Origin of the sequence: Methylosinus sp. LW4, assembly GCF_000379125.1 — a bacterium.
Taxonomy (GTDB): domain Bacteria; phylum Pseudomonadota; class Alphaproteobacteria; order Rhizobiales; family Beijerinckiaceae; genus Methylosinus.
In genome coordinates, this window is record NZ_KB900626.1 from 3,384,433 (window position 1) to 3,408,501 (window position 24,069).

At 64.5% G+C, this 24,069-nt stretch carries 17 protein-coding genes, 2 tRNA genes and 1 pseudogene; 12 read left to right on the plus strand and 8 right to left on the minus strand.

Features of this window, described 5'->3' with window-relative positions; translation table 11 throughout:
- Nucleotides 1–234: 234 nt before the first annotated feature.
- On the plus strand, nt 235–1,962 hold the full coding sequence (rpsA, locus tag METLW4_RS0116860) for a 30S ribosomal protein S1 (RefSeq protein WP_018267409.1): 1,728 nt from the start codon (nt 235–237) through the stop codon (nt 1,960–1,962).
- Nucleotides 1,963–2,375: 413 nt separating this feature from the next.
- Here the strand turns inward: rpsA and METLW4_RS0116870 are convergent, their stop codons facing one another.
- Both METLW4_RS0116870 and METLW4_RS0116875 read right to left on the minus strand, forming a co-directional pair.
- Entirely contained in the window at nt 2,376–4,094 is a 1,719-nt protein-coding gene (locus tag METLW4_RS0116870; RefSeq protein ID WP_018267411.1) for an AAA family ATPase, read from the minus strand.
- On the minus strand, nt 4,091–5,701 hold the full coding sequence (locus tag METLW4_RS0116875; protein WP_026191575.1) for a SagB/ThcOx family dehydrogenase: 1,611 nt from the start codon (nt 5,699–5,701) through the stop codon (nt 4,091–4,093). Before METLW4_RS0116875 ends, METLW4_RS0116870 begins: the two co-directional genes overlap by 4 nt.
- Nucleotides 5,702–5,912: 211 nt before the next feature.
- Between METLW4_RS0116875 and METLW4_RS0116880 the strand changes: the two genes are divergently transcribed.
- The 6 genes and pseudogenes from METLW4_RS0116880 to METLW4_RS0116905 all read left to right on the plus strand — a co-directional run bounded on the left by METLW4_RS0116880 (nt 5,913) and on the right by METLW4_RS0116905 (nt 13,532).
- Nucleotides 5,913–6,230, plus strand: a complete 318-nt coding sequence (locus METLW4_RS0116880) for a hypothetical protein (RefSeq protein WP_018267413.1) — start codon at nt 5,913–5,915, stop codon at nt 6,228–6,230.
- 21 nt (nt 6,231–6,251) lie between these two features.
- A complete protein-coding gene (locus METLW4_RS0116885) occupies nt 6,252–6,533 on the plus strand; it encodes a hypothetical protein (RefSeq protein ID WP_018267414.1) in 282 nt (93 codons plus the stop codon).
- 291 nt (nt 6,534–6,824) lie between these two features.
- Entirely contained in the window at nt 6,825–8,396 is a 1,572-nt protein-coding gene (locus METLW4_RS0116890; RefSeq protein ID WP_018267415.1) for a 2-isopropylmalate synthase, read from the plus strand.
- Nucleotides 8,397–8,699: 303 nt separating this feature from the next.
- Nucleotides 8,700–8,903, plus strand: a pseudogene (locus tag METLW4_RS28890) (imm11 family protein); the annotation flags it as partial.
- Nucleotides 8,904–9,585: 682 nt separating this feature from the next.
- On the plus strand, nt 9,586–12,312 hold the full coding sequence (gene acnA / locus METLW4_RS0116900) for an aconitate hydratase AcnA (RefSeq protein ID WP_018267417.1): 2,727 nt from the start codon (nt 9,586–9,588) through the stop codon (nt 12,310–12,312).
- A gap of 305 nt (nt 12,313–12,617) precedes the next feature.
- Entirely contained in the window at nt 12,618–13,532 is a 915-nt protein-coding gene (locus METLW4_RS0116905; RefSeq protein WP_026191576.1) for a LysR substrate-binding domain-containing protein, read from the plus strand.
- A 17-nt stretch (nt 13,533–13,549) separates the two neighbouring features.
- On the opposite strand, the gene METLW4_RS0116910 is transcribed toward METLW4_RS0116905, so the two are convergent.
- The gene (locus METLW4_RS0116910; protein ID WP_036293450.1) at nt 13,550–14,134 is read right to left on the minus strand and encodes a L,D-transpeptidase; all 585 of its coding nucleotides are present in this window, start codon (nt 14,132–14,134) and stop codon (nt 13,550–13,552) included.
- A gap of 240 nt (nt 14,135–14,374) precedes the next feature.
- On the opposite strand from METLW4_RS0116910, the gene mepA reads away from it, so the two are divergent.
- Entirely contained in the window at nt 14,375–15,289 is a 915-nt protein-coding gene (gene mepA / locus METLW4_RS0116915; protein WP_020493749.1) for a penicillin-insensitive murein endopeptidase, read from the plus strand.
- Between the two features lie 11 nt (nt 15,290–15,300).
- On the opposite strand, the gene msrA is transcribed toward mepA, so the two are convergent.
- Nucleotides 15,301–15,882 carry a peptide-methionine (S)-S-oxide reductase MsrA gene (gene msrA / locus METLW4_RS0116920; protein WP_018267421.1) on the minus strand — a complete coding sequence of 194 codons (582 nt, stop codon included), beginning with the start codon at nt 15,880–15,882 and terminating at the stop codon, nt 15,301–15,303.
- A 72-nt stretch (nt 15,883–15,954) separates the two neighbouring features.
- Nucleotides 15,955–16,272 carry a hypothetical protein gene (locus METLW4_RS0116925; protein ID WP_018267422.1) on the minus strand — a complete coding sequence of 106 codons (318 nt, stop codon included), beginning with the start codon at nt 16,270–16,272 and terminating at the stop codon, nt 15,955–15,957.
- A gap of 188 nt (nt 16,273–16,460) precedes the next feature.
- Between METLW4_RS0116925 and METLW4_RS0116930 the strand changes: the two genes are divergently transcribed.
- Both METLW4_RS0116930 and METLW4_RS0116935 read left to right on the plus strand, forming a co-directional pair.
- Nucleotides 16,461–16,550, plus strand: a tRNA-Ser gene (locus METLW4_RS0116930).
- A gap of 165 nt (nt 16,551–16,715) precedes the next feature.
- Entirely contained in the window at nt 16,716–17,771 is a 1,056-nt protein-coding gene (locus METLW4_RS0116935; RefSeq protein ID WP_020493750.1) for an acyltransferase family protein, read from the plus strand.
- A gap of 103 nt (nt 17,772–17,874) precedes the next feature.
- Here the strand turns inward: METLW4_RS0116935 and METLW4_RS0116940 are convergent.
- A tRNA-Gly gene (locus tag METLW4_RS0116940) sits at nt 17,875–17,949 on the minus strand.
- Between the two features lie 220 nt (nt 17,950–18,169).
- Here METLW4_RS0116940 and METLW4_RS28565 point away from each other — a divergent pair.
- Nucleotides 18,170–18,460, plus strand: a complete 291-nt coding sequence (locus tag METLW4_RS28565) for an FAD assembly factor SdhE (protein WP_026191578.1) — start codon at nt 18,170–18,172, stop codon at nt 18,458–18,460.
- A gap of 57 nt (nt 18,461–18,517) precedes the next feature.
- Nucleotides 18,518–22,039, plus strand: coding sequence for a transcription-repair coupling factor (gene mfd, locus METLW4_RS0116950; RefSeq protein WP_018267425.1), 3,522 nt, complete (start codon nt 18,518–18,520; stop codon nt 22,037–22,039).
- A 39-nt stretch (nt 22,040–22,078) separates the two neighbouring features.
- Here the strand turns inward: mfd and METLW4_RS0116955 are convergent, their stop codons facing one another.
- Nucleotides 22,079–22,798 carry a hypothetical protein gene (locus METLW4_RS0116955; RefSeq protein WP_018267426.1) on the minus strand — a complete coding sequence of 240 codons (720 nt, stop codon included), beginning with the start codon at nt 22,796–22,798 and terminating at the stop codon, nt 22,079–22,081.
- An 80-nt stretch (nt 22,799–22,878) separates the two neighbouring features.
- The gene (locus tag METLW4_RS0116960; protein ID WP_018267427.1) at nt 22,879–24,048 is read right to left on the minus strand and encodes a GGDEF domain-containing protein; all 1,170 of its coding nucleotides are present in this window, start codon (nt 24,046–24,048) and stop codon (nt 22,879–22,881) included.
- Between the last annotated feature and the right edge of the window lie 21 nt (nt 24,049–24,069).

Genomic DNA, 24,069 nt, shown 5'->3' on the forward strand with positions numbered 1-24,069 from the left:
CGCCGAATTGCTAGAAGGGCGTGGACGGCTGGCGGGGTTTCCCTTCCAGCCTCTCCGTATTTTAAAAACACGGGCATTTTCGATCGGGCCGCGCCGGCCAGTTCTCTGAGCAGAACTCTCGTTTCCTCCAGGCCTCGCTTCGGCGGCGGGAGGGGACTTCCGATCGAGGAGGCCCGATCCGCAACGCCAACCCCATGCCGGCGCCGCGCCCGAAAGGGCATTCCAGGAGAACCCATGTCAACTGCAGCTGAGCGCGCCCCGTCGCGCGAGGACTTTGCCGCCCTGCTCGAAGAAAGCTACGGCCAGAACGAAGCTTTCGAGGGTTCCGTCATCAAGGGCCGCGTGGTCGCCATCGAGAAGGACGTCGCCGTCATCGATGTCGGCCTCAAGACCGAAGGGCGCGTCGCCCTCAAGGAATTCACCGGCTTCGGCCGCGACCCGGCCCCCAAGGTGGGCGAAGAGGTCGAGGTCTATCTCGAGCGCATCGAGAACGCGCTCGGCGAGGCGGTCATCTCGCGCGACAAGGCGCGCCGCGAGGAGAGCTGGGTCAAGCTCGAGAAGGCCTTCGAAAGCAATGAGAAGGTCGAAGGCGTCATCTTCAATCAGGTCAAGGGCGGCTTCACTGTCGATCTCGACGGCGCCGTGGCCTTCCTGCCGCGCTCGCAGGTCGACATTCGTCCGATCCGCGACGTCGGCCCGCTGCTGAACGTGCCGCAGCCCTTCCATATCCTCAAAATGGATCGCCGCCGCGGCAATATCGTCGTGTCGCGCCGCACCGTGCTCGAGGAGAGCCGCGCCGAGCAGCGTCACGAGATCGTGGCCAACCTCGAAGAGGGGCAGGTCATCGAGGGCGTCGTCAAGAACATCACCGATTACGGCGCCTTCGTCGATCTCGGCGGCATCGACGGCCTGCTGCATGTCACCGACGTGGCCTGGCGCCGCGTCAATCATCCGAGCGAGGTGCTCACCATCGGCCAGACGGTGCGCGTGAAGATCATCAAGATCAATCACGAGACGCATCGCATCTCGCTGGGCATGAAGCAGCTGCTGGAAGATCCGTGGCAGGGCATCGAGGCGAAATATCCGATCGGCGCCAAGTTCCACGGCCGCGTCACCAACATCACCGACTACGGCGCCTTCGTGGAGCTGGAGCCGGGGATCGAGGGCCTCGTCCACGTCTCGGAAATGTCCTGGACGAAGAAGAATGTGCATCCCGGCAAGATCGTCGCGACGAGCCAGGAAGTCGACGTTCAGGTGCTCGAGGTCGATCCGGTCAAGCGCCGCATCTCGCTCGGCCTCAAGCAGACGCTGCAGAACCCGTGGGAGGCCTTCGCCGAGAAGCATCCGGTGGGCTCCACCGTCTCCGGCGAGGTCAAGAACAAGACCGAGTTCGGCCTGTTCATCGGCCTCGATGGCGATGTGGACGGCATGGTCCATCTCTCCGATCTCGACTGGAACCGCCCCGGCGAGCAGGTCATCGAAGAGTATAAGAAGGGCGACGTCATCACCGCTCAGGTGCTCGACGTCGATATCGAGAAGGAGCGCATCTCGCTCGGCGTGAAGCAGCTCGCCAATGATCCCTTCGCCTCGGTCGCCGAAGAGAGCGCCGGGGGCGAGGTGAAGAAGGGCGCTGTCGTCACCACCGAGGTGCTCGAGGTGAAGGAAGCCGGTCTCGAGGTGAAGATCCTCGGCACCGACCTCACCACCTTCATCAAGCGCAACGAGCTGGCGCGCGACCGCGCCGACCAGCGTCCCGAGCGTTTCGCCGTCGGCGAGAAGGTGGATGTCCGCATCACCCTCTTCGATCGCAAGGCGCGCAAGGTCGCCGTGTCGATCAAGGCGCTGGAAGTCGCCGAGGAGAAGGAGGCGATCGCCCAATACGGCTCCGCCGATTCGGGCGCCTCGCTCGGCGACATTCTCGGCGCGGCCCTCAAGGCCCGCGAAGAAGCGCCGAAGAAGTAAGACACGATCGAGGGACATTGTTCCCTCGTTCGAAATTCAGCGCCCGCTCTCTTCATCGAGGGCGGGCGTTTTCTTTTTTGAAGCATGAGGCGCCATCATGCGCCGCGTTCTGGAGCCCGTCGTGCTTCGAGACGGTCGCTTCGCGACCTCCTCAGCATGAGGGGGATTTGTGCTGTTCGATTGGCGTGCGCCCGGAGAGCGCTGCACGAATGCGTCGTCGCCGACAAGAACGGCTGAAGCCCTCCCTCATGCCGAGGAGCCCCGCAGAGTGGGGCGTCTCGAAGCACGAGGGAGGCTTCGCGCGCGGCCTTTGGTTTCGATTCTTCGCCGTCATCGCGAGCGGAGCGAAGCGATCCAGAGTCGCGGGGCGGCTCCTGGATTGCTTCGCCTTCGGCTCGCAATGACGCGGCGCGTCACTCCGCGGCGGTCTTCAATTCCTCTCCGCGCACCACATCCAATCCGCGGAAGATCGCGCAGCGCTGGAACACGGCGATATCCGGCGAGACCTGCTTTTGATGGCAGAATTTCGCCGTCAGCTTGGCGAGGCCCTTGATGTCGCGGCCCGTCGCATAGGGGAAGACGGCGACGAGATCGTCGATCAGCGCATCGGCGAGCTTCAGCTCGAACTGATCCGACATCACGCGCCAGATGCGGCGCTTCGCGTCATCGTCCGGCGGGCTGTATTTGATGAGCGCGATGCAGCGGGAGACGATCGCCTCGTCGATATCGTCGACGCGATTGGTCGTCAGGAACAGCAGGCCGTTGAAATATTCCAGCACGCGCAGGAACACGCCGACTACGGCGTTCATGGCGATATTGTCGTCGCGCCGCTTGATATAGACGTCGGCCTCGTCGATCAGCATCACCGCGCCCCAGCGTTGCGCGCGGGTGAGGATTTCCTTCAGCGCCGTCTCCATCGTCGCGACATTGAGGCCGAGCTGGCCGGAATGCACGCGATAGAGCGGTCGCTGAATGATCTCCGAATAGACTTCCGCCGTCAGCGTCTTGCCGACGCCGGGCGGGCCGGCGCAGAGCACGGTGGTGCCGCCCGATTTGCCGGCGACGATATCGTCCATCAGCACGTCCATCTCGGCGGTCAGAATGTCGATGAGATCGGTCTGCTCGGCCGGCAGCACCAGCTTCTGCTTCAGCGCGGGCTTATATTCATAGAGCTTCATCTCGTCGACATGCACCCAGACATGGTGATGCAGATCGAGATGGAACATCAGAATGTAAGGATGCACCGGAATGCGCTTGAACAAATGTTCGGGGATCTGCTGCTGCATCACCGCGAGCTCGTCCTCGACGGTGAATTTATTGCTCTTCGACGCTTTGCGGATGAAATTGCCGAGCACGTCGCCGGGCGATTCCAGCGTCAGGCTGCGCGCCGAGAGAATGGCCTCGTCATTGACGAGGCGCGCATCGCCGCCGCTGGTCGACAGCACCACGACATCCTTGCGCGACCAATCCGTGTCGCGATGCGAGGCGTTGGGGTCCTCGGCGTGAAAGCCGGTGCCGCGGCCGGTGAATTGCTGGCCATAGCGGCCGCGCCAATCGAAATAGGTCTCGGTCGCCGTGTCGAAGGCCGCGATCAGCTCGGGCGTCTCGCGGATAAAGCCTTTGACCGCGAGAATCTCGTTGATCGTGCGGCCCGCGACCTCCGCCGCCATGATGCGAATGGCGGTGGTGGTCAGCACGCCCTTGGCGTTGGATTTCAGCTCGATCATCACCTTGCCCGCCTCGTCGTTGGAGGCCGGCACATAGTCGAAGCGGGTGATGACGTAAGGCAGAGGCTTGGAGGCGACGCTCGCCGTGAACAGCCAGCCGCGAATGGCGTCGGCGGTCAGATAGCGCACCATCGCCGGCAGAACCTGCTCGAGCTCGGTGGCCTCGAAGCGCCGGCCGCCGGCCTTCAGCGCGTCGCGCAGCGTCGCGAGCTGCGCGGCTCTCGCGCGCATGTCCGGGCCGGCCGCGCGATAGAGATCTTCCAGGAAGGTCAGCTCCTCGTCGGAGAGATGAGAGAACTCGACCTCGACTCTGTCGCTGAAGCGCAATTGCTCCGCGAACCCTGCGCGGGCCGGGAATCGCGCCATCAGCGATTCGACATATTGGCGTTCGATTTGAATATTCATCGCCGCTCTCGCCTGTCATCGGGATAGGGGGGAAGCGTCAGAATGCGCGTGTCTTCGACAGGCCCTCCGACGGTGAAGTGGTAGACGTCCTGGAACTGCATATCGCCCGGCGTCAGGCCCAGAAGCTCATGGACCGTGTCGTCGAAGAAGCAGCCGATGCCGGTGCCGGCGATCCCCGCCGCGGTGGCCCAGAGATAGAGAGCCTGGCCGATGAGGCCGGCCTCGAAATGCAGGCGCCGATAGGCGAAGGCGCCGTCCGCCGCCAGTGCGCGGTCGAATTCCGCGATCATCGCGACGCTGAAGCAGCCCTTGCCGGAAATGGGCTGGAGGCAGGCGAGCTTGGTCGCCTCTTTTTCCACCGAGCCCGCATAGAGCCGATAGAGCGGTAGGCCTTCCAGCTCGACCAGTGACCATTCGAAATCCTTGCGCGAGGCTTCGCGCAGCCGCGCGGCGACGTCGCTGTCGCGTTGCAGCGCATAGAGGCCGGGCTCCAGACCATCGACGCGATGCACGAAGAGAATGAGCGTGATCGCCGCGCCCCAGGGAAAGGCGGAGAGCAGAGTGGATTCGCTCGGCAGCGTCGAGGCGATGAGCGCGGCGAAGGCCTCGCGCGAGATGGAGGTGGTTCCGTCCATCTTCTGCGCGCTGCGGCGCTTGCGCACGGCGGCGCCGATCGAGACGCCATCGAAACCGGGCGCCGGCCATTGCGCGCGCGTCGGCGCCGGGGGCCTCGGCTGGCGCGGCTTGCGGCAGAATTGCCCGGCGAGATCAATGATCGGCCAGCCGTCGTGATCCTCGCTCAGCCGATTGGCCTGGCCGCGAAACTCGCGCGGCGCATCGATGAGAGCGAAGAGATCGAGCGGCGTCGCCGGCCCCGGCTCGGTCGCGATCCACATCAGCAGATCGGGATGCTCCGGCTCGCGTCTGTGCCAGGCGTCCTCGCGATCGAGGCCGATGAGCGCGGCGATCTCGCCGTCGGAGGGGTCGGCCAGCGCCTGCGCCCGCCAGCCGAGCGCGGCGGCGGCCTGAGCCACGGCGCCGATCGCATGGCCGGCGTCGAGCTGGCAATAGCGAAAGGCGCGCTCGCCATATTTCCACGCCTCGCGCCAGGGAATGGAGGAGAGCGCCAGAAGAAAGCCGCCCTTGGGCAGCACGCGCGGCGTCGTATAGGCCGCGCGCTCCTCGAGTGCATGCAGCAGCGGCGCGTAATGATAGAGCGCGGCGCCGGCGCCGAGCCCCTCCACCGCATCCAGCAGCACATAGGATTCGGTGGGATGCAGATTGCCGGAGGAGGGATTGTTGCGTAGCGCCCAGGTCGAGCCTTCATAGCTCTTCCAGGCGCTTATGCCGAAGGACAGCTCGAGGAACAGGCCGAGCGCGCGAAGATCGAGCGCCGCCGGCTGCGGCGCAGGGCCGGGGAAGGCGGGCGTCTCCTCGATGATGGGCAATGGCGTCTGCCGCACGCCCTCGAAGAGGCGGAAGGGCGAGGGCTGCGACGTCCAATCGAGAAAGCCCGGACCCATCGCATAGCGGTTCGGCGCATGCTTGGTGCGCCGATGGTAGCCGCGAATGTCCGTCGGCATGGTGTCACGATCTTCGAAGCTCATACGCGCTCCCGCTCCCCGCCGCAGAGACGGGGAAGGTATGGATTTTGATTGTCGGCCACTCGATCGGATCCCGACACGCGCCCTCGAGGGATTCAAGGATCGTGCCTTGTTCGCTGCGCCGCAAAAAAATGATCGGCGCCAGCAAAATCAGTCTGATAGTTAAATGCAGCCGTGTCGGTTCGGGAACGGCTCGAACAAAAGGAGCCTACCGATGTCGCAAATTGTCGAAGTCGCAGCCGCCGAGCATCGGCATTTTGGCGCATTGGTGACGATTCGCGTAGGCGAGCAGCCGCTGCGCCGGCTGACCCCGAACGAGGCCGGCATTCTCTCCCGCGCGCTGGCGGCGGTGGCCAATGGCTCCAGCGCGGAAAAGACCGTCTTCATGAGCCCGATCGCCAGCGATCACGAGTTCGAGGCGCAAGTCCAGGACGATGGCGTCACGGTGAAGGCGGCGGACGGGCCGGAGATTTTTCTGGACTGGACGCAGACCCGCATATTGGCCGAGGCGCTGGCGAAGCTGGCGGGCTGAGGCGGGAAGATAAGGATAAGAATGCATCGAATTTACTTCGACACGAACGAGGGGCCGGTAGGGAATGATCGCTACGGCCTTTGGCTCGACGCGTCGCTGAAGGACATGGAGCCGATCGCGGACCAACTCCATGACGGGCTTCGTGTTGTAATCTACATGACCGGCGAGCTCGAGATGCAAGCGACGCTCGAGTTCGACAAAGCTCTGAACGCTTGGACGGCTCGGCCAATCGCAGGGACCATTGTCATCTATGCCGAAACCCATTCGAGAGGTGAGAAGGCGGATGACGACGCGCCGGCGTGATCGGCGTCGCTGCCCGACCTTGCAACTCGAGCCGAAGGCGCGTATTTTCATGCCCAGATCGGCGCAGCGCCGATGAGACCGAGGAACTGAGCTTTGGCGGCAACGGCCACCATCACGAAAGACGCGGCGCGCTCCTCGGCGTTCGCCTCCGCGCGTCTTCTTTCGAGCCTGCTGCTTCTTAGTCGCCCCTGAACGCCCCCAGGGCCGCCCGGCCCAGGCATTCAGGGGAAGCCGAGCTAAGACGAAACGAGAGCGCCCGCGAGCTCGGGCCGAGCAGTTCAGGACGAAGCCATGACCGACAATAATCCTTCCGCCCCCCGCGACGCCGATCGCGTCGTCATTTTCGACACCACTCTGCGCGACGGCGAGCAATCGCCCGGCGCCTCCATGACCTTCGAGGAGAAGCTCGAGGTCGCCGATATTCTGGACGAGCTGGGCGTCGACATTATCGAGGCCGGCTTCCCCATCGCCAGCCAGGGCGATTTCGAATCGGTGTCCGAGATCGCCAAGCGCGTGAAGAACGCGACGATCGCGGGCCTCGCCCGGGCCGCCGCCAAGGACATAGACCGCTGCGCCGAGGCGCTGCGTCACGCCCGCAACGCGCGCATCCATACCTTCATCTCCACCTCGCCGGTCCATATGAAATACAAGCTCCAGATGGAGCCGGAAAAAGTATTGGAGATGATCGCGTCTTCCGTCTCGCGGGCGCGCAATCATGTCGCGGACGTCGAATGGTCGGCCGAGGATGGCACGCGCACGGAACATGATTTCCTGTGCCGCTGCGTGGAGACGGCGATCAATGCGGGCGCGACGACGATCAACATTCCCGACACGGTGGGCTACGCCACGCCGCAGGAATATGAGGCGCTGTTCCGCATGGTGCGCGAGCGCGTGCCCAATGCCGACAAGGCGATCTTCTCGGTCCATTGCCATGACGATCTCGGCCTCGCGGTCTCCAACTCGCTGGCCGGCGTGCGCGGCGGCGCGCGGCAGATCGAATGCACCATCAACGGCATAGGCGAGCGCGCCGGCAACGCCGCGCTGGAAGAAGTGGTGATGGCGATGCGCACGCGCCCCGATGCGTTGCCCTATCGCACCAATATCGACGCCAAGCTGCTGACGCGCGCGTCCAAGCTCGTCTCGGCGGTGACGTCCTTCCCGGTGCAATACAATAAGGCCATCGTCGGCCGGAACGCCTTCGCGCATGAGAGCGGCATCCATCAGGACGGCATGCTCAAAAACGCGCATACGTATGAGATCATGACGCCGGAGAGCGTCGGCGTGTCCAAGACCTCGCTGGTCATGGGCAAGCATTCCGGCCGCCACGCCTTCAAGGAGAAGCTCAAAGAGCTGGGCTATGAGCTGGGCGAGAATGCGCTGGAGGACGCCTTCAAGCGTTTCAAGGATTTGGCCGATCGCAAGAAGCTCGTTTACGACGAGGATATCGTCGCTCTGGTCGACGACGAGATCGTGACCGCCAATGATCACATAAAGGTCGCGGCGCTCACCGTCATCGCCGGCACGGCCGGGCCGCAGACGGCGGCGCTGACCTTGGACATAGACGGCGAGAAGAAGACGCATCAGGCGACCGGCAACGGACCCGTCGACGCCATCTTCAACGCCATAAAGGCGCTGGCGCCGCATGAGGCCGCGCTCGAATTGTTCCAGGTGCATGCCGTAACGGAAGGCACCGATGCCCAAGCGGAAGTCTCCGTGCGTCTTTCGGAGGACGGAAAATCGGTGACGGGCCGCGGCGCCGATCCCGATACGCTGGTCGCCTCGGCGCGCGCTTATGTCGCTGCGCTCAACAAGCTGATCGTCAAGCGCGCCAAGACCAAGCCCGAGGCGATGAAGGCGGGCTGAGGCTTATTTCGCCGTTCGTGCGGCTCCCCTGTCTTTGCAAGGCAGAGCGGAGCCGCCCTTTTTCCCAGAGTCCCAACGCAGACTTTTCATCGTCTTTTTTCCGAGTGGCCGAAAATGAGCTCCCGTTGGCGTTTCGAACTTCTCTGCCCCTGTTATTATAGTCTCTCCCTCGGCGTGATCGGAAAGCTCGGAGGGAGGCCAGACATCGAAATCGCGGGCGGAAGTCATCTCGAGTGCGTGAGAAGCGTTCTGCCGAGCTTCCTCCAAGATTTGACTTTTGTGTTTCCCCGACTTCCAGACGGGATGGGCGAGCTTATTCAAAACTTTTACCATCATGGCGAATTTTTCGTCGTTGCAAATCGTGTGAAGGACTTCCTCTGTGCGTCGATTCCGGCTTCCGATCTCCAGATTTCTCCTATTTCGATGCATCACAACGACGGCCGAGAAGCCTCGGACCGATATTTCGCCGTCAAGATCGTCAGGACGATCGACTGCATTTCTGCCGACACGACTTTTTACGGTAGAGACGTTCCGTTCTCGAAGGCGCTGACGATTTATGAATTGCAAGAAGGATTGCGCGCCGAATTCGCGAATACTGACGATGGAAATTATGTCTCGTATCCAGACATTCTGAACTCGGATATTCGGAAGATCGACATTCTGGATCGTAAAATACCGTCGGATCTTTCGTCCGAAGTTCTGGCCACGGTTCTCAATGGTGGAAACGGGGTTCGCCGCACGTCTCGAGAGCTTATGCGCCGGCGGATTTTCGGGACATTATTTTTGGACCCTAAATCTCGACGATGTGAACGCGTCTCTCGACGCGACGCGTCTCGCTTTGAGATGAGCCGAGGTCGGCCGGCTGCCGGTCGCCTTCGCACGCACTTGCGTGGCGGCGCTCAACAAGCCGATGGCCAAGCGCAATATGACCAAGCCCGAGGCGATGAAGGCGGGCTGAAGGCGGCGCATTCATCTTGTTCGAGGGACGCGGCGACGCGTCCCTCGTTTCGTTTTGCCGGCTGGCCCGAAATTCTCTACAAGGTTCGCGGATGGCGCGACGTCCCGTCATTGCGAGGAGCGAAGCGACGAAGCAATCCAGAGCCGTGGCCCACGGTTCTGGATTGCTTCGCTTCGTTCGCAATGACGGCTGTCCGCGCCTGTCATCGACTCCAAGCGAAGGAAGCGCGAAATGCCGTCACTCGACAGTTTCAAAGCCCTAGAGACGCTAAAGGTCGGAGACGACGCCTATCACTTTTTCTCGCTGAAGGCGGCCGAGGCCAATGGTCTCGAGGGCGTCTCGCGCCTGCCCTATTCGCTGCGCGTGCTGCTCGAGAATCTGCTGCGCAACGAGGACGGCCGCTCCGTCACCAAGGAGCATATCGAAGGCTTCTCCAAATGGCTGACCGAGAAGGGCAAGGCCGAGCGTGAGATCGCCTTCCGTCCGGCGCGCGTGCTGATGCAGGATTTCACCGGCGTTCCCGCCGTCGTCGATCTCGCCGCCATGCGCGACGCTTTCGTCGCATTGGGCGGCGATCCGCAGAAGATCAATCCGCTCGTGCCGGTCGATCTCGTCATCGACCATTCCGTCATCGTCGACGAATTCGGCACCAAGAAAGCGCTCGACGCCAATGTCGAGCTCGAATATGAGCGCAATGGCGAGCGCTATCGCTTTTTGAAATGGGGCCAGTCCTCCTTCGACAATTTCCGCGTCGTGCCGCCCGGCACGGGCATCTGCCATCAGGTCAATCTCGAATATCTCGCCCAGACCGTCTGGACGAAGAAAGAGAAGATCAAGACGGACGGCAAGAAGGAGACGATCGAATACGCCTATCCCGACACTCTGGTCGGCACCGATTCGCATACGACCATGGTGAACGGCCTCGCCGTGCTCGGCTGGGGCGTCGGCGGCATCGAAGCGGAGGCCGCCATGCTGGGCCAGCCGCTGTCCATGCTCATTCCCGAGGTCGTCGGCTTCGAGCTGACGGGCGAGCCGAAAGAGGGCGTCACCGCCACCGACATCGTGCTCACCGTCACGCAAATGCTGCGCAAAAAGGGCGTCGTCGGCAAATTCGTCGAGTTCTTCGGCAAGGGGTTGCCGCATCTCTCGCTCGCCGATCGCGCGACCATCGCCAATATGGCGCCGGAATATGGCGCGACCTGCGGCTTCTTCCCGGTGGACGAGGAGACGCTGGACTATTTGAAAATGTCCGGCCGCTCCAATTCCCGCATCGATCTCGTCGAGGCCTACGCCAAGGCGCAAGGGCTCTTCCGCGAGGCCGACACGCCCGACCCGGAATTTACCGACACCATCTCGCTCGATCTTTCGACCGTGGTTCCGTCCCTCGCCGGGCCGAAGCGCCCGGAGGGCCGCGTCGCGCTCGAGGATGTCGGAACCGCTTTCGCGAGCGCGCTCGCGACTGAATATAAGAAGCCCGGCGATGTGACGCAGCGCTTCTCGGTCGAGGGAACGAATTACGATCTCGGCCATGGCGATGTCGTCATCGCGGCGATCACCTCCTGCACCAACACCTCCAATCCCAGCGTGCTGATCGGCGCCGGCCTGCTCGCCGCCAACGCGCATGAGCGCGGGCTGAAGGTGAAGCCCTGGGTAAAGACCTCGCTCGCGCCGGGAAGCCGCGTCGTCGCCGAATATCTCGACAAGGCCGGCCTGCAGAAGGATCTCGACAAGCTCGGCTTCAATCTCGTCGGCTTCGGCTGCACCACCTGCATCGGCAATTCCGGCCCGCTGCCTGCGCCCGTCTCCAAGACGATCAACGATCATGACATTGTCGCGGCGGCTGTGCTGTCGGGCAATCGCAATTTTGAAGGGCGCGTCAACCCGGACGTGCAGGCGAATTATCTCGCCTCGCCGCCGCTGGTCGTCGCCTTCGCGCTGGCCGGCTCGGTCGCCAAGGATCTGACCAAGGAGCCGCTCGGAACCGACAAGCATGGCGAGCCGGTGTTCCTGCGCGACATCTGGCCGAGCAACGCCGACATTCAGAAATATATCCGCAAGAATGTCACCCGCTCGCTGTTCCGCGACACTTATGCGGATGTCTTCGAGGGCGACAAGCATTGGCGCAAGGTCGACGCCCCCTCGGGCGAGACCTATAAATGGTCGGGCGGCTCCACCTATGTGCGCAACCCGCCCTATTTCGAGGGGCTGACCAAAGAGCCCAAGCCCGTCACGGATATCGTCGAGGCGCGCATTCTCGCGCTCTTCGGCGACAAGATCACCACCGACCACATCTCGCCGGCGGGCTCCATCAAGGCCGCTTCGCCCGCGGGGCGCTGGCTCACCGAGCGCCAGGTTTCGCCGGCGGATTTCAACCAATATGGCACGCGCCGCGGCAATCACGAGGTGATGATGCGCGGCACTTTCGCCAATATCCGCATCAAGAACCATATTCTGCGCGACGACGCCGGCAATGTGCCGGAAGGCGGGAGCACCAAGCATTTCCCCGATGGCGAGACGCTCTCCATCTATGACGCCGCCGCGAAATACGCCGAGGAGGGCGCGCCGCTGGTCGTCTTCGCCGGCGCCGAATATGGCAATGGCTCCTCGCGCGACTGGGCGGCAAAGGGCACAATGCTGCTCGGCGTACGCGCGGTGATCGCGCAGAGCTTCGAGCGTATCCATCGCTCCAATCTCGTCGGCATGGGCATTCTGCCTCTGACTTTCGAGACGGGAACGAGCTGGGCCTCGCTCGGCCTCACCGGCGCGGAGAAGGTGACGATCCGCGGCCTCGCCGGCGACACGCTGGCCCCGCGCCAGACGCTGACGGCCGAGATCGTCTATCCCGACGGCAAGCAGGCGAGCGTGCCGCTGCTGGCGCGCATCGATACGCTGGACGAGCTCGAATATTTCAAGAATGGCGGCATCCTGCCCTACGTGCTCCGCCAGCTCGCCGACTGACGAAGGGCGGGCTTTCTCCTTCTCCCACTCGTGGGAGAAGGTGGCCCCGCGAAGCGGGGTCGGATGAGGGTCCCTGCCGCAGGGCGAGTCGCTCGCCGCTTTTTGATTGAATTCGAAACGGCTCGTTTGCACGACCCCTCATCCGACCCCGCTTCGCCGGGCTGCCTTCTCCCGCCTCGCGGGAGAAGGAAGAGCGCCCTTCCTGATGGATGAGTTGAATTCATTCATCATCTTACAGCAAAGCTTTTGACAAGCAGCGCATTCGCCTCCATGAGATGAATAAATCTCATCCATGAGAGGCGGCGATGCGGGCTCTGCCCTCGCTTGTGTCCTTGCGCGCTTTCGAGGCGGCCGCGCGGCGGGAGAGCTTCAAGCTCGCCGCCGCCGAGCTCGGCGTCACGCCGACGGCGATCAGCCATCAGATCAAAGGTCTCGAAACCGACCTCGGCCTGCGTCTCTTCACGCGCAAGGCGCGCGAGGTCGCGCTGACGCCGCAAGGTCTGGCGCTCTATCTCGATCTGCGCATCGCCTTCGATTCCATGGCCGAGGCCATAGATCGCGCGCGGCGCCCGACCGAGCGCAAGCAGGCCGCGACCCTCTCCGCCACGGTCGCCTTCACCTCACGCGCGCTGGCGCCGCGCGCCGAATCCTTCCGCGGCCAGAATCCGGGCTGGGATTTGCGGCTGCACGCCTCCGACCGTCCGGCCAATTTGCGCGCCGGCGAGGCGGACGCCGCGATCCGCTGCGGCGTCGGCCAATATTCCGGCCAGGTGGCGACGCCGCTGTTCACCGATCGCTATGCGCCCGTATGCAGCCCGCGACTCGACATTCGCCGCCCCAAGCATCTCGCCGGCGCGACGCTCATTCACCGCGAATGGGGGCCGCGCGCCAATGGCCCGCGCCTGGCGAGCTGGCGTCGTTGGGCCGATGAGCGCGGCGCGAAGAGCTTCGACCCGGAGGTCGGAACCGTCGTCGCCGACGAGGAGAGCGCCATACGCGCCGCCGTCGCCGGTCAAGGCGTGGCGCTGGCCAGCCTGCCGCTGGTCGCCGCCGAGCTCGCCTCCGGCGCGCTGGTGCAGCCCTTCGGCCCCGTGCTCGACGGCCTGCAATATGACTTCGTCCATCCCCTCGGCGCGGAGGACCGGCCGGCGGTCGCCGCGCTGAAGGATTGGGTCGTCGCCGAATTCGCCGCCGAGCCGTCCAGCCTGTCGCGCGGCTGAACATCAGCCGCGAAGCGTCAGTTGCCGAAGGGGCTCGTCATCGGCGCCGACTGCCAGCTCTTCACGCTGGTGACGGAGCGATAGCGCTGTCCCGGACCATAGGCGAGCGCATGGGAGCGATGCGGCCGATGCAGGCTCGCGACATTGGTCCGATGCGGCTTATGGGCGGCGTAGCGCGTCGCCGGCGAGGAGCCGGTGATGGAAATCTGCGCGCCCTCCTCCTGCACCAGCTTGTAGAGCGTCGCGGCGTTGGCCGGGGAGACGCGCACGCAGCCATGCGAGGCGGGACGGCCGAGCGCGCCGGTCGCATAGGTGCCGTGGATCGCATAGCCGCCGCTGAAGAAGATCGAATGCGGCATGGGCGACATGTGATATTTGCGCGAATAATGCATTTTCTGCAGGCCGGTGGGCGCATAGGTGCCGCGCGGCGTCACATAGCCCGCGCGAGCGGTCGAGACCGGCCAGCTATAGGAGCCCTTGGAGGACTCGACCTGCATTCTCTGGGTGGAAAGATCGATATGGATTTGCACGGTCGCCTGCGCCGCGCCGATCGATGCGAACATCGCAACGAGAACGAGCCCGAGGGCTTTGAAACAACGCATCACAACACTCCCCGACAAACACGAGACACACGCCGCACAGTTAGGGCGGCATAAAATGGCGCCTCCTACCTAGGGGCAATCTATATCCGACGGTAAGGTTGACGCGAAAGCCAAAAAACGAGGCGAATCGATTCGCCTTCTCTTTCCGATGCTGCGCGGACTGGCGAAAAGACCGAAAAGCGCCCAGAATCTGTCCGATTCTCGCTTCCCGTCCCTCACTTCGCCATGAAAGCCGCAGAAATGATCCTGCAAAGATCGGCCGCATTGGTTCTCTGGCTCGCCGCGATCGCGCCGGCCTTCGCGCAGGACAAGGGCACGCTGGACCCGAAGCCCTTGCCGCCGCTCGCCCATCCAGACGATCCCGCGACGCCCGCCAAGGAGCTCTTCGGCCGCGCCACCAGCCCCGCCCCGCTCGATCCCGATCCGATCGGCTTTTATTCGCACGGCTGCCTCGCCGGCGCCGAGGCGCTGCCCGTGAACGGCCCGAATTGGCAGATCATGCGCCTGTCGCGCAATCGCTTCTGGGGCCATCCGGCGCTCATCGGCTTTCTGCAGCGCCTCGCCCCGGCGGCGTCGCAGGCCTCCGGCTGGCCGGGCCTGCTCATCGGCGATATTTCGCAGCCGCGCGGCGGGCCTATGCTCACCGGCCACGCCTCGCATCAGATCGGCCTCGACGCCGATATTTGGCTCACCCCCATGCCGCAGCGGGAATTGTCCCGCGCCGAGCGGGAGGAGCTGTCCGCCACCGATATGGTGCGCGAAGATCGGCTCGATATCGATTCCAAGGTGTGGACCGAGGGCCATCTCGCCGTTCTGCGCACGGCGGCGCGCGCGCCGGAGGTGCAGCGCATCTTCGTCAACGCCGCCATCAAAAGGGCGCTGTGCCGGCAGGCGACGGGCGACCGCTCCTGGCTCGCCAAGGTGCGCCCCATGTTCGGGCACAATTACCACTTCCACATCAGGCTCTATTGCCCAAAGGACGCCGAGAGCTGCAAGGACCAGGACCCCGTGCCGGCGGGCGACGGCTGCGATTCATCCCTGGCCTGGTGGTTCACCGATGAGGCGCTGCACCCCAAGAAATCCACCAAGACATGGCCGCCCATGACCATGGCCAAGCTGCCCGGCGAATGCCGTGAGGTGTTGAAGGCGCGATAGATGAGCTGAATTCAGCCCGGATCGACGCCGAGCCCCACGGGGCAGGCGACGCCCGTGCCGCCCAGGCCGCAATAGCCGTCGGGGTTCTTCGCCAAATATTGCTGGTGATACTCCTCGGCGTAATAAAAGTGCGGGGCCGGGGCGATCTGCGTCGTGATCGGCCCGAAGCCTCGGCCCGCCAGCGCCTCGCCATAGGCGCGCTTGGACGCCTCGGCGATCCGCAGCTGCTCGTCGGAATAGCAGAAGATCGCCGAGCGATATTGCGTGCCTATGTCATTGCCCTGCCGATTGCCCTGCGTCGGGTCGTGGCTCTCCCAAAAGACGCGCAGCAGCTCCTCATAGGAGATTCTCGCGGGGTCGAAGACGACGAGCACCACTTCCGCATGGAAGGTGCGGCCCGTGCACACGTCTTTATATGTGGGGTTCTCCGTGGTCCCGCCGGCGTAGCCGACCGCGGTCGTGTAGACGCTCTCGCCGAGCTTCCAGAAGCGACGCTCCGCGCCCCAGAAACAGCCGAGGCCGAAGACGGCCTGTTCCAATCCCGGCGGAAACGGGCCTTCGATCGGATGATGATTGACGAAGTGATCGGTCATTTTTGTCGACCTTTCGCTCGAGATGGGCCGAGACCCCGATATGGCCCCGCGGCGCCGGCGGCGAAAGGGCGTTCAGCGGAGCGGATAGTCGATCGGCCGGCGGCGCTTGCGGCTCAATGCAATGAGCAGGCCGCCGAGGCCGGTGAGCGTGAGGCTCAAAGGCGCGAGCAGCAGAGCGAAGACGACGGAGCCCCAGATTTGCGGGGCTTTCTGCTCCAGCGCGATGCGAAAGGCCTTCATCTGCGCCGGAAAAAGATCGGCCGCGCCTTCGCTGAGCGGAGTGACATGCAGCCCGTCCCCGGCCAGCGAGCGCGTGCCGTCGACGATGAGGGCCGCGAATCCGCCGGCCAAAAGGAGGAGACCGAGAAATCGGACGATCAATCGCAGCATGGCGCTTTCGAGCCCCGAGGGAAGGCTTCTGAATAGAATGCGCCGGGCCGTCTGTCCACGCCGGGCCGCCACGAGGCGAGAGAATGTCGCTTCGGCGTGGATTTCCCTACGGAAAGATTTGCACTCTGGCGGCTTGTGAATATAGTGCGCGCCGATCCAGGGCCGATTCCGAGCCGGCCAGGGTCGTTGGAGGGGTGGCCGAGTGGTTGAAGGCGCACGCCTGGAAAGTGTGTATACGGGAAACCGTATCGCGGGTTCGAATCCCGCCCCCTCCGCCAGCGCCCACCGCCCCTGATCGCCCTTCGCCGAATGAGCGCGACGCCCGCGGGCGAGCTGCATCTTATGCGGAGACTTCCGTAACTTTCCTCGGCTATTCAGCGAATTCGCTCCGCGAAGCGCGCGCATTTCTGCTGCGTCCGCCAGCGGCGTGGAGGTGGGCGCCGATGAGAGAAGCTCGGATCGCGTGGATCGATAATGCGAAAGGGATCAGCGTCATCCTCGTCGTCATGATGCACTCCGCGCTCGGCGTCGGGGAGGCCATGGGGGGCGAGGGGCTGCCGCATTGGCTGGTGGCTTTCGCCAAGCCGTTTCGCATTCCCGGCTTCTTCTTCATCGCCGGGCTGTTTCTGTCGCGCGCCATCGATCAGGACTGGCGGAGCTATCTCGACAAAAAGGTCGCGCATTTCGCCTATTTCTATTGTCTGTGGCTTTTCATCCAATGGCTGTTCAAGAGCGCGCTGCGGCCGGGCGCCGATCCGCTGACCGTGCTCGGACAATTGGCGCTCGCTTTGGTCGAGCCCTTCGGAACCCTGTGGTTCATCTATCTGCTGCCGATCTTTTTCGTCGCGACCAAGCTCCTGCGCTTCGTTCCGCCGCCGCTCATGCTGCTGGCGGCCGCTGCGCTGGAGGCGGCGCCGATCGAGACCGGCTGGGCCGTTCCCGACGAATTCGCCGCGCGCTATGTCTATTTTCTGTCCGGCTATCTTTTCGCGCCGCGGGTCTTCGCTCTGGCCGAATCGGCGCGGCGTTATCCCCGCGCGGCGCTGTGCTGGCTGCTCGGCTGGGCGATGGCCGATGCGGCTCTCGCTTTCTCGTCCACGCCCTTCGCCGATTATCAGACGCTCGCCTCGCTGCCGCTGATGAGCCTCGTCACGGGCTTCGCCGGCGCGGCGGCGGTCGTCGCCGGCGCCGCTTTGCTCGCCGATCTTCCCTCGATGGAATGGCTGCGATATTGCGGCGCCAATTCGCTGGCCATTTATCTCGGCTTCTTCCTGCCGATGGCGGCTGCCCGCAAGCTCATCGTCGATCATGATCTCGTGGACAGCGTGGGCCTGGCCTCGCTCATCGTCACAATGGCCGGCGTCGTCTTCCCGCTGCTGCTGCATCGCGTGACCGAGCGGGGCCGATTCCGCTTTTTGTTCGAGAGGCCCCGGTCTTTCCGGCTCGCGCCCCTCGAGACGCGCGCGGCCGAGCGTTCCGCGCAGCAGAAGGCGGCCTAGAGGCGGAAGTTTCGATACGTCGGGAGAAGGACGCTGTCGGCCTCGAGGCGGACAGCGGGAAAGGCCCCAGAGGGCTTCGCCTATCATCTGAAGCGATGATTTTTGGAGCGGGCGAAGGGATTCGAACCCTCGACCCCAACCTTGGCAAGGTTGTGCTCTACCCCTGAGCTACACCCGCATCCGTGTCGCGGCGACGCGACGGGGGTCCTTATGCCGTAATCGAAGCGTGATTGCAACTGTCTCGACGACAGTCTCGCACGGCTTCGCACAGGCTGTGGATGATCTATCTTTTCCGCGCCGGCTGCGCTAATTCCTGCGGTCTCGCGCCGGCGCCCGAAATGGCGGCCCGGCGCGCGCATTCTTGTACTCAGCCCCTGTCCGCCCGCGGATTTCCGCCCTTGAGCCACTCGACGCCAGACGATCCCGACATTCGCCGCAAGCGCATAAAAATTCGCGCCTGGCGCCGCGGCATGCGCGAGATGGACATATTGATGGGCCGTTTCGTCGACGCCACGGTCGATTCTCTGCCCGAGGCCGAGCTCGACGATCTCGAAGCGCTGCTGGACGCCGAGGATGACGTGGTCTTCCGCTGGCTGTCGCGCGCCGAGCCGGTTCCCCCGCGCTATGACACGCCCCTCTTCCGCCGGATCGCGGCTTTCCACACGCATGAGAAGCCGATCGATCTTTGAGAGCATGCTCCGCGAGAACATGCGAATTCGAACAGACATAAAAAGTCCGACCTTCCGATGACCGATCTCAAATCCGCGGTCGCCCGCCTGGAAAAAGGCGACAAGCTCCGCTTCGTGAATGTCCCGGACGGTTTCGACGCTTTCGTCGCCGCCGATCTCACCCGCGCGCTGGCCCGCGTCGCGGAAGGGCGGCCGGCCGTCTTCGTCCATGTGGCGCGCGACGCGCAGCGCTCGGCGGCCTTTCGCGAGGCGCTCCGATTCGCCGCGCCGGAAGTGGAGGCGCTGGATTTTCCCGGCTGGGATTGCCAGCCCTATGATCGCGTCTCGCCCAACGCCGCTATATCCGCCCGCCGCATGACGGCGCTGGCGCGCCTCGCCCGCTCCAAATCCTCGGCAGAGCGGCCCCGCGTCGTCATGACCACGGTGGATTGCCTGCTGCAGCGCGTGCCGCCGCTGGAAAATGTCGCCGCCGACACTTTTTCCGCCGCGCCCGGCAATGTGGTGCGTCTCGACGAGCTGGCGCTGTGGCTGGAGACCAACGGCTTTCTGCGCTCCTCCACCGTGCGCGAGACCGGCGAATACGCCCAGCGCGGCGGCATCGTCGATCTCTACGCGCCGGGAATGCCGGGGCCGATCCGCCTCGATTTCTTCGGCGACACGCTCGAATCGATTCGCAGCTTCGATCCCGAGAGCCAGCGCACCACCGGGCAATTGCGCTCGCTCGATCTCGTGCCGATGAGCGAATTGCGGCTCACCAGCGACACGATGCGGCGCTTTCGCCAAGCCTACACGACGCGCTTCGGCGGCCAGACGCGCGGCGACGCTCTCTATGAGGCGATCAGCGAGGGCCGCCGCCATCAGGGCGCAGAACATTGGCTGCCGCTGTTCTATGCGCGCATGGGCAGCGTCTTCGATTATGTGGGCGAGGCGCCGCTGCTGCTCGATCCGCTGGTGGAGGAGGCCGCCGGCGAGCGGCTGACGCAGATCGCCGATTATTACGACGCCCGCAAATTCGCCTATGACGCCGCGCCGGCCGATTCCAATTACAAGCCGTTGCCGCCGGACCAGCTCTATCTCACCATAGAAGAATGGCGCGGCAAGCTCGAGGGGCGCAGCCTCGCGACCTTCTCGCCCTTCGCCGCGCCGGACGGCGCCGGCAAGGAGACGGTGGATTGCGCCGCGCGCGCCGGCCGTGATTTCGCGCCCGAGCGCAATGACGAGAACGCCAATGTCTTCGAGGCCGCCGTCGCCCATGTGAAATCGCTGCGCGGCGCCGGCAGAACCGTCGTCGTCGCCGGCTGGTCCGACGGCTCCTGCGAGCGTCTCGGCAGCGTGCTCGCCGAGCATGGGCTGCGCGATCTGAAGACGGTGTCCTCTCTGCCCGCCGCTCTGGCGCTCGGCAAGGGCGCGGCGGCGCTGGCCGTGCTCGGCGTCGAGCATGGCTTCGAGACGCAAGGCCTCGCCATTCTCGGCGAGCAGGACATTCTCGGCGACCGCCTCGTGCGGCGTCGGCGCAAGACCAAGCATACGGAAAATCTGCTCGGCGAAGTCGCGGCGCTCTCGGCCGGCGATCTCGTCGTGCATGTCGATCACGGCATCGGCCGCTTCATCGGCCTCGAGACGATCACCGCCGCCGGCGCGCCGCACGACTGCCTCGAGATTCACTATGCCGGCGGCGACAAGCTCTATCTGCCGGTCGAGAATATCGAGCTTTTGACGCGCTACGGCTCCGAGGATACGGAGGCGGTTCTCGACAAGCTCGGCGGCGTCGGCTGGCAGACGCGCAAGGCGCGGATGAAGAACCGCATTCGCGAGATGGCCAAGGGCCTCATCGCGATCGCGGCGCAGCGCAGCCTGCGGCAGGCGAATAAGCTCGTCCCGCCGGAAGGTCTCTACGACGAATTTTGCGCGCGCTTCCCTTACGACGAGACGGAGGATCAGGCCGCGGCGATCGAGGCCGTGCTGGACGATCTCGCCTCGGGCCGGCCGATGGATCGCCTCGTCTGCGGCGACGTCGGCTTCGGCAAGACGGAAGTGGCGCTGCGCGCCGCCTTTTGCGCGGCGATCAATGGCCGGCAAGTGGCGGTCGTCGTGCCGACCACCTTGCTCGCGCGCCAGCATTACCGAACCTTCTCGACGCGTTTCTCCGGCCTGCCGATTCGCATCGCGCAATTGTCGCGCATGACCAATAGCGCCGACACGCGCCTCGCGAAGGCGGGCATTGCGGATGGCACGGTCGATATCGTCGTCGGCACCCATGCCGTGCTCGGCAAGGCGATCTCCTTTAAAGACTTGGGCCTCGTCATCATCGACGAGGAGCAGCATTTCGGCGTCGGCCATAAGGAGCGCTTGAAGGAGCTGCGCGCCGAGGTGCATGTGCTGACGCTCTCGGCGACGCCCATTCCGCGCACATTGCAGCTCGCCATGACCGGCGTGCGCGAATTGTCGCTCATCGCCACAGCGCCGGTCGATCGCCTCGCCGTGCGCAGCTTCGTTTCTCCCTTCGATCCGCTGATCGTGCGCGAGGCGCTGCTGCGCGAGCGCTATCGCGGCGGCCAGGCCTTTTTCGTCTGCCCGCGCATCGAAGATCTGGAAGACGCCGCCGCCTTTTTGCGCGAGGCCGTGCCGGAGGCGAAATTCGTCACCGCGCATGGGCAAATGGCGGCCGGCGATCTCGAAGAGCGCATGACAGCTTTCTACGAGGGGAAATTCGATATTCTCCTTTCGACAACGATCGTCGAATCCGGCCTCGACATTCCGACCGCCAACACGCTCATCGTCTGGCGCGCCGATATGTTCGGCCTCGCGCAGCTCTATCAGCTGCGCGGTCGCGTCGGCCGCTCCAAGACGCGCGCCTATGCGCTGTTCACCACGCCCGCCAATAAGACCATCACGCCGCAAGCGCAGAAGCGTCTCGAAGTGCTGCAGAGCCTCGACACGCTCGGCGCCGGTTTCCAGCTCGCGAGTCACGATCTCGACATTCGCGGCGCCGGCAATCTCTTGGGCGAGGAGCAGTCCGGCCATATCAAGGAGGTCGGCTATGAGCTCTATCAGCAGATGTTGGGCGACGCCATCACTCTGCTGAAGGCCGGCATAGAGGAGCCGGAGGAGGAGGCGTGGTCGCCGACCATCGCCATAGGCGCGCCGGTGACGATACCGGAAGATTACGTTCAGGACCTCACTCTGCGCCTGCAGCTCTATCGGCGTCTCTCGACATTGGAGACGGATCAGGACATCGAATCCTTCGCGGCGGAGCTCATCGATCGTTTCGGCCCGACGCCGCCGGAAGTGGAGCTGCTGCTCAAGATCGTCGCCATCAAGGCGCTGTGCCGCAGGGCGCATGTGGAGAAGCTGGAGGCGGGGCCGAAGGGCGTCATCGTCGCCTTCCGCGAGGGCAATTTCGCCGATCCCGCCGGCCTCGCGCGCTATGTGATGGAGCCGAGCACGCAGGCCAAGGTGCGGCCGGACATGCGAATCGTCTTCATCCGCGATTTCGCCGATATGAAGAGCCGTCTCGAGGGCGCGCGTCGCATATTGCGCACGCTGGTGTCGATCGCGGAGAAGAAGAAGGCGGCGTGATCTCGTCGCGCTCATGCGCGACGAGCCCGACAGCCTCGGTCAGTGGCCGCCCTTGGCCTGGTGATAATTCTCCACATTGGTCTGGAAGTCGGCGACGCATTTTTGCGGAATCTCGTCGGCGATCTCGGGCCGCGCGTCGAAGCAGTCGCCGAGCATTTCCGGGCCGGGCGCAAATCCCTTGCAGAGCGAGACATAGATGGCGGTGCATTCGCGCGACAGCTTTTCCTCCAGCGTTCTGGCGACGAGCATGCCGTCGATCAGGTCGCGCGCCTCCTCATTCGTCTTCGCTGCGCCGATGACAACGGGCTCGCCGCGCAGATCGAAGACCATGAGCGTGGAGGCCGCGGCGCCGTCGGCGCGCTGATAGGCGACGCGCACGATCAGCCCGGCTGGCGCGCCGGCGGGATCGAGCCGCCACTCGGCCTGCTTCGCGCCCGTGACATTGGGAAAATTGCCGAGCGAGAAGGCCGAGGCCATGGGCCGCTCCAGCGAATAGAGCGTCTTGCCGCGCTCGAGCACGAGGAAGCTGCGCGGATCATCGTCCACGACATAGACGGAAAAGCCGCCGACGCCGGCGCAGCGGAAAATCGCGGTCCTGTCGCCCCTCGCCAGCGTGCGGCTCGCGAGCTTCAGCCGATCGACCGCGGGGCAATTCTGGAGAGAGCTGTATTGCGACTTCGGCTCCGCGGCGGGGGCGGCGCAGACGCGCGAGGCGAGAGCGGCGAGAGCGAGAAGGGAAAGGGCTATTTCGCGGATCATTCCGGCTCGGCCTTTCGATGCGACATGGGGCGGCGACAATATAGCGAGCGACGAAGGGCGGCGCGACGATCGGCTCTCGTCTAGCTATGGCTCTCCGTCACGCCCGCCCGACTGGCGAGACAGACGCGATCACGGCCCAGCGTCTTGGCGCGATAGAGCGCTTCATCCGCGCGGCTCATCGCTTGGGAGAAGGTTTCGTCCGCGGCGATTTCGGCGACGCCTATGCTGACGGTGATCTGTGGCAGGCGCGGCGTGGCGTTCAGCGCCGCCGCCTGTCGGATCGTCTCGGCGATGCGCCGTCCTCGAGCGAGCGGCGCGTCTGCCAGGAAAACGACGAACTCCTCTCCTCCCATCCGGCCGGCGAGCGCGCCTTTCGGCGCCGTCAGCCGCAGCAGGGCGGCGAAATATTGCAAGACCTCGTCGCCGACCGCATGGCCGAATCGATCATTGACCCGCTTGAAGTGATCGAGGTCGAGAAGAACGACGGTCGTCGGATCGCGCCTGGCTCGAGCGCTCGCGAGCCGTGGCGTGCAAGCGAGGTCGAATCCGCGCCGGTTCAGGAGCCCCGTCAGCTGATCGGTCTCCGCCGCCCGGCGCGCCTCGGCGATCGCCTCCTGCGCGACAATGAGCAAGGTGAGCAGCCCGGCTGCGATCAGCAGAACGCCGGTCGCCGATTGCGAGGCGATCGCATAGGAGCTGGCGACATATTCGCTCGGCGTGCGGCCGACGCCGAAGGCGGTCGCGAAAAATGGCTTTGCGATGAAATGCGCTGCGATCAGCCCATAGAGGCCGGCGAGCGCCACTTCGAGCGCCCCGCGTCGGCTCGCGAGCAGGATGATCCAGCCGCAGCAGGCGGTCGCCAGAGCATAAGGCGTCTGATAGACGAGGTTGAAGGCGAGACTGTCCTGCGGCCATTCGCCGATCGCCGCGCCGCTGAGCAGCGCGGCGCAATAGAGAATGGCGATGGCGCTCCAGCGCGGGCCGCGACCGTAGAAGCGGGCGAGCGAGGCCGCCATCAAGAATAGGCCCGCGCAAAAGCCCACATAGTTCAGCGCGCCGAAGAAATCGGGCCAGACGTCGAAACGAATGACGAAAAGGCTCAGCGGGGCCGACAGTCCGAGCATATAGCTCGCGGCGAACCACAGCGCCCGGCGGTCGGCCGGATTGGCCAGCGCGACGAAGACAAAGCTCGCGGCGAACAGCGCCGCGATCATGACATTGACGATGAGAGCGTAGGACGCGCCGAGCATGGGACTCCCGAGACGCCGGGA

Coding starts and splice junctions, on each gene's coding strand:
- mepA (WP_020493749.1), top strand. CDS start 14,375: ATGATCCTGCAAAGATCGGCCGCATTGGTTCTCTGGCTCGCCGCGATC.
- acnA (WP_018267417.1), top strand. CDS start 9,586: ATGCCGTCACTCGACAGTTTCAAAGCCCTAGAGACGCTAAAGGTCGGA.
- METLW4_RS0116875 (WP_026191575.1), bottom strand. CDS start 5,701: ATGAGCTTCGAAGATCGTGACACCATGCCGACGGACATTCGCGGCTAC.
- mfd (WP_018267425.1), top strand. CDS start 18,518: ATGACCGATCTCAAATCCGCGGTCGCCCGCCTGGAAAAAGGCGACAAG.
- METLW4_RS0116960 (WP_018267427.1), bottom strand. CDS start 24,048: ATGCTCGGCGCGTCCTACGCTCTCATCGTCAATGTCATGATCGCGGCG.
- METLW4_RS0116935 (WP_020493750.1), top strand. CDS start 16,716: ATGAGAGAAGCTCGGATCGCGTGGATCGATAATGCGAAAGGGATCAGC.
- METLW4_RS0116955 (WP_018267426.1), bottom strand. CDS start 22,798: ATGATCCGCGAAATAGCCCTTTCCCTTCTCGCTCTCGCCGCTCTCGCC.
- METLW4_RS0116905 (WP_026191576.1), top strand. CDS start 12,618: ATGCGGGCTCTGCCCTCGCTTGTGTCCTTGCGCGCTTTCGAGGCGGCC.
- METLW4_RS0116870 (WP_018267411.1), bottom strand. CDS start 4,094: ATGAATATTCAAATCGAACGCCAATATGTCGAATCGCTGATGGCGCGA.
- METLW4_RS0116885 (WP_018267414.1), top strand. CDS start 6,252: ATGCATCGAATTTACTTCGACACGAACGAGGGGCCGGTAGGGAATGAT.
- METLW4_RS0116880 (WP_018267413.1), top strand. CDS start 5,913: ATGTCGCAAATTGTCGAAGTCGCAGCCGCCGAGCATCGGCATTTTGGC.
- METLW4_RS0116910 (WP_036293450.1), bottom strand. CDS start 14,134: ATGCGTTGTTTCAAAGCCCTCGGGCTCGTTCTCGTTGCGATGTTCGCA.
- METLW4_RS0116890 (WP_018267415.1), top strand. CDS start 6,825: ATGACCGACAATAATCCTTCCGCCCCCCGCGACGCCGATCGCGTCGTC.
- rpsA (WP_018267409.1), top strand. CDS start 235: ATGTCAACTGCAGCTGAGCGCGCCCCGTCGCGCGAGGACTTTGCCGCC.
- METLW4_RS0116925 (WP_018267422.1), bottom strand. CDS start 16,272: ATGCTGCGATTGATCGTCCGATTTCTCGGTCTCCTCCTTTTGGCCGGC.
- msrA (WP_018267421.1), bottom strand. CDS start 15,882: ATGACCGATCACTTCGTCAATCATCATCCGATCGAAGGCCCGTTTCCG.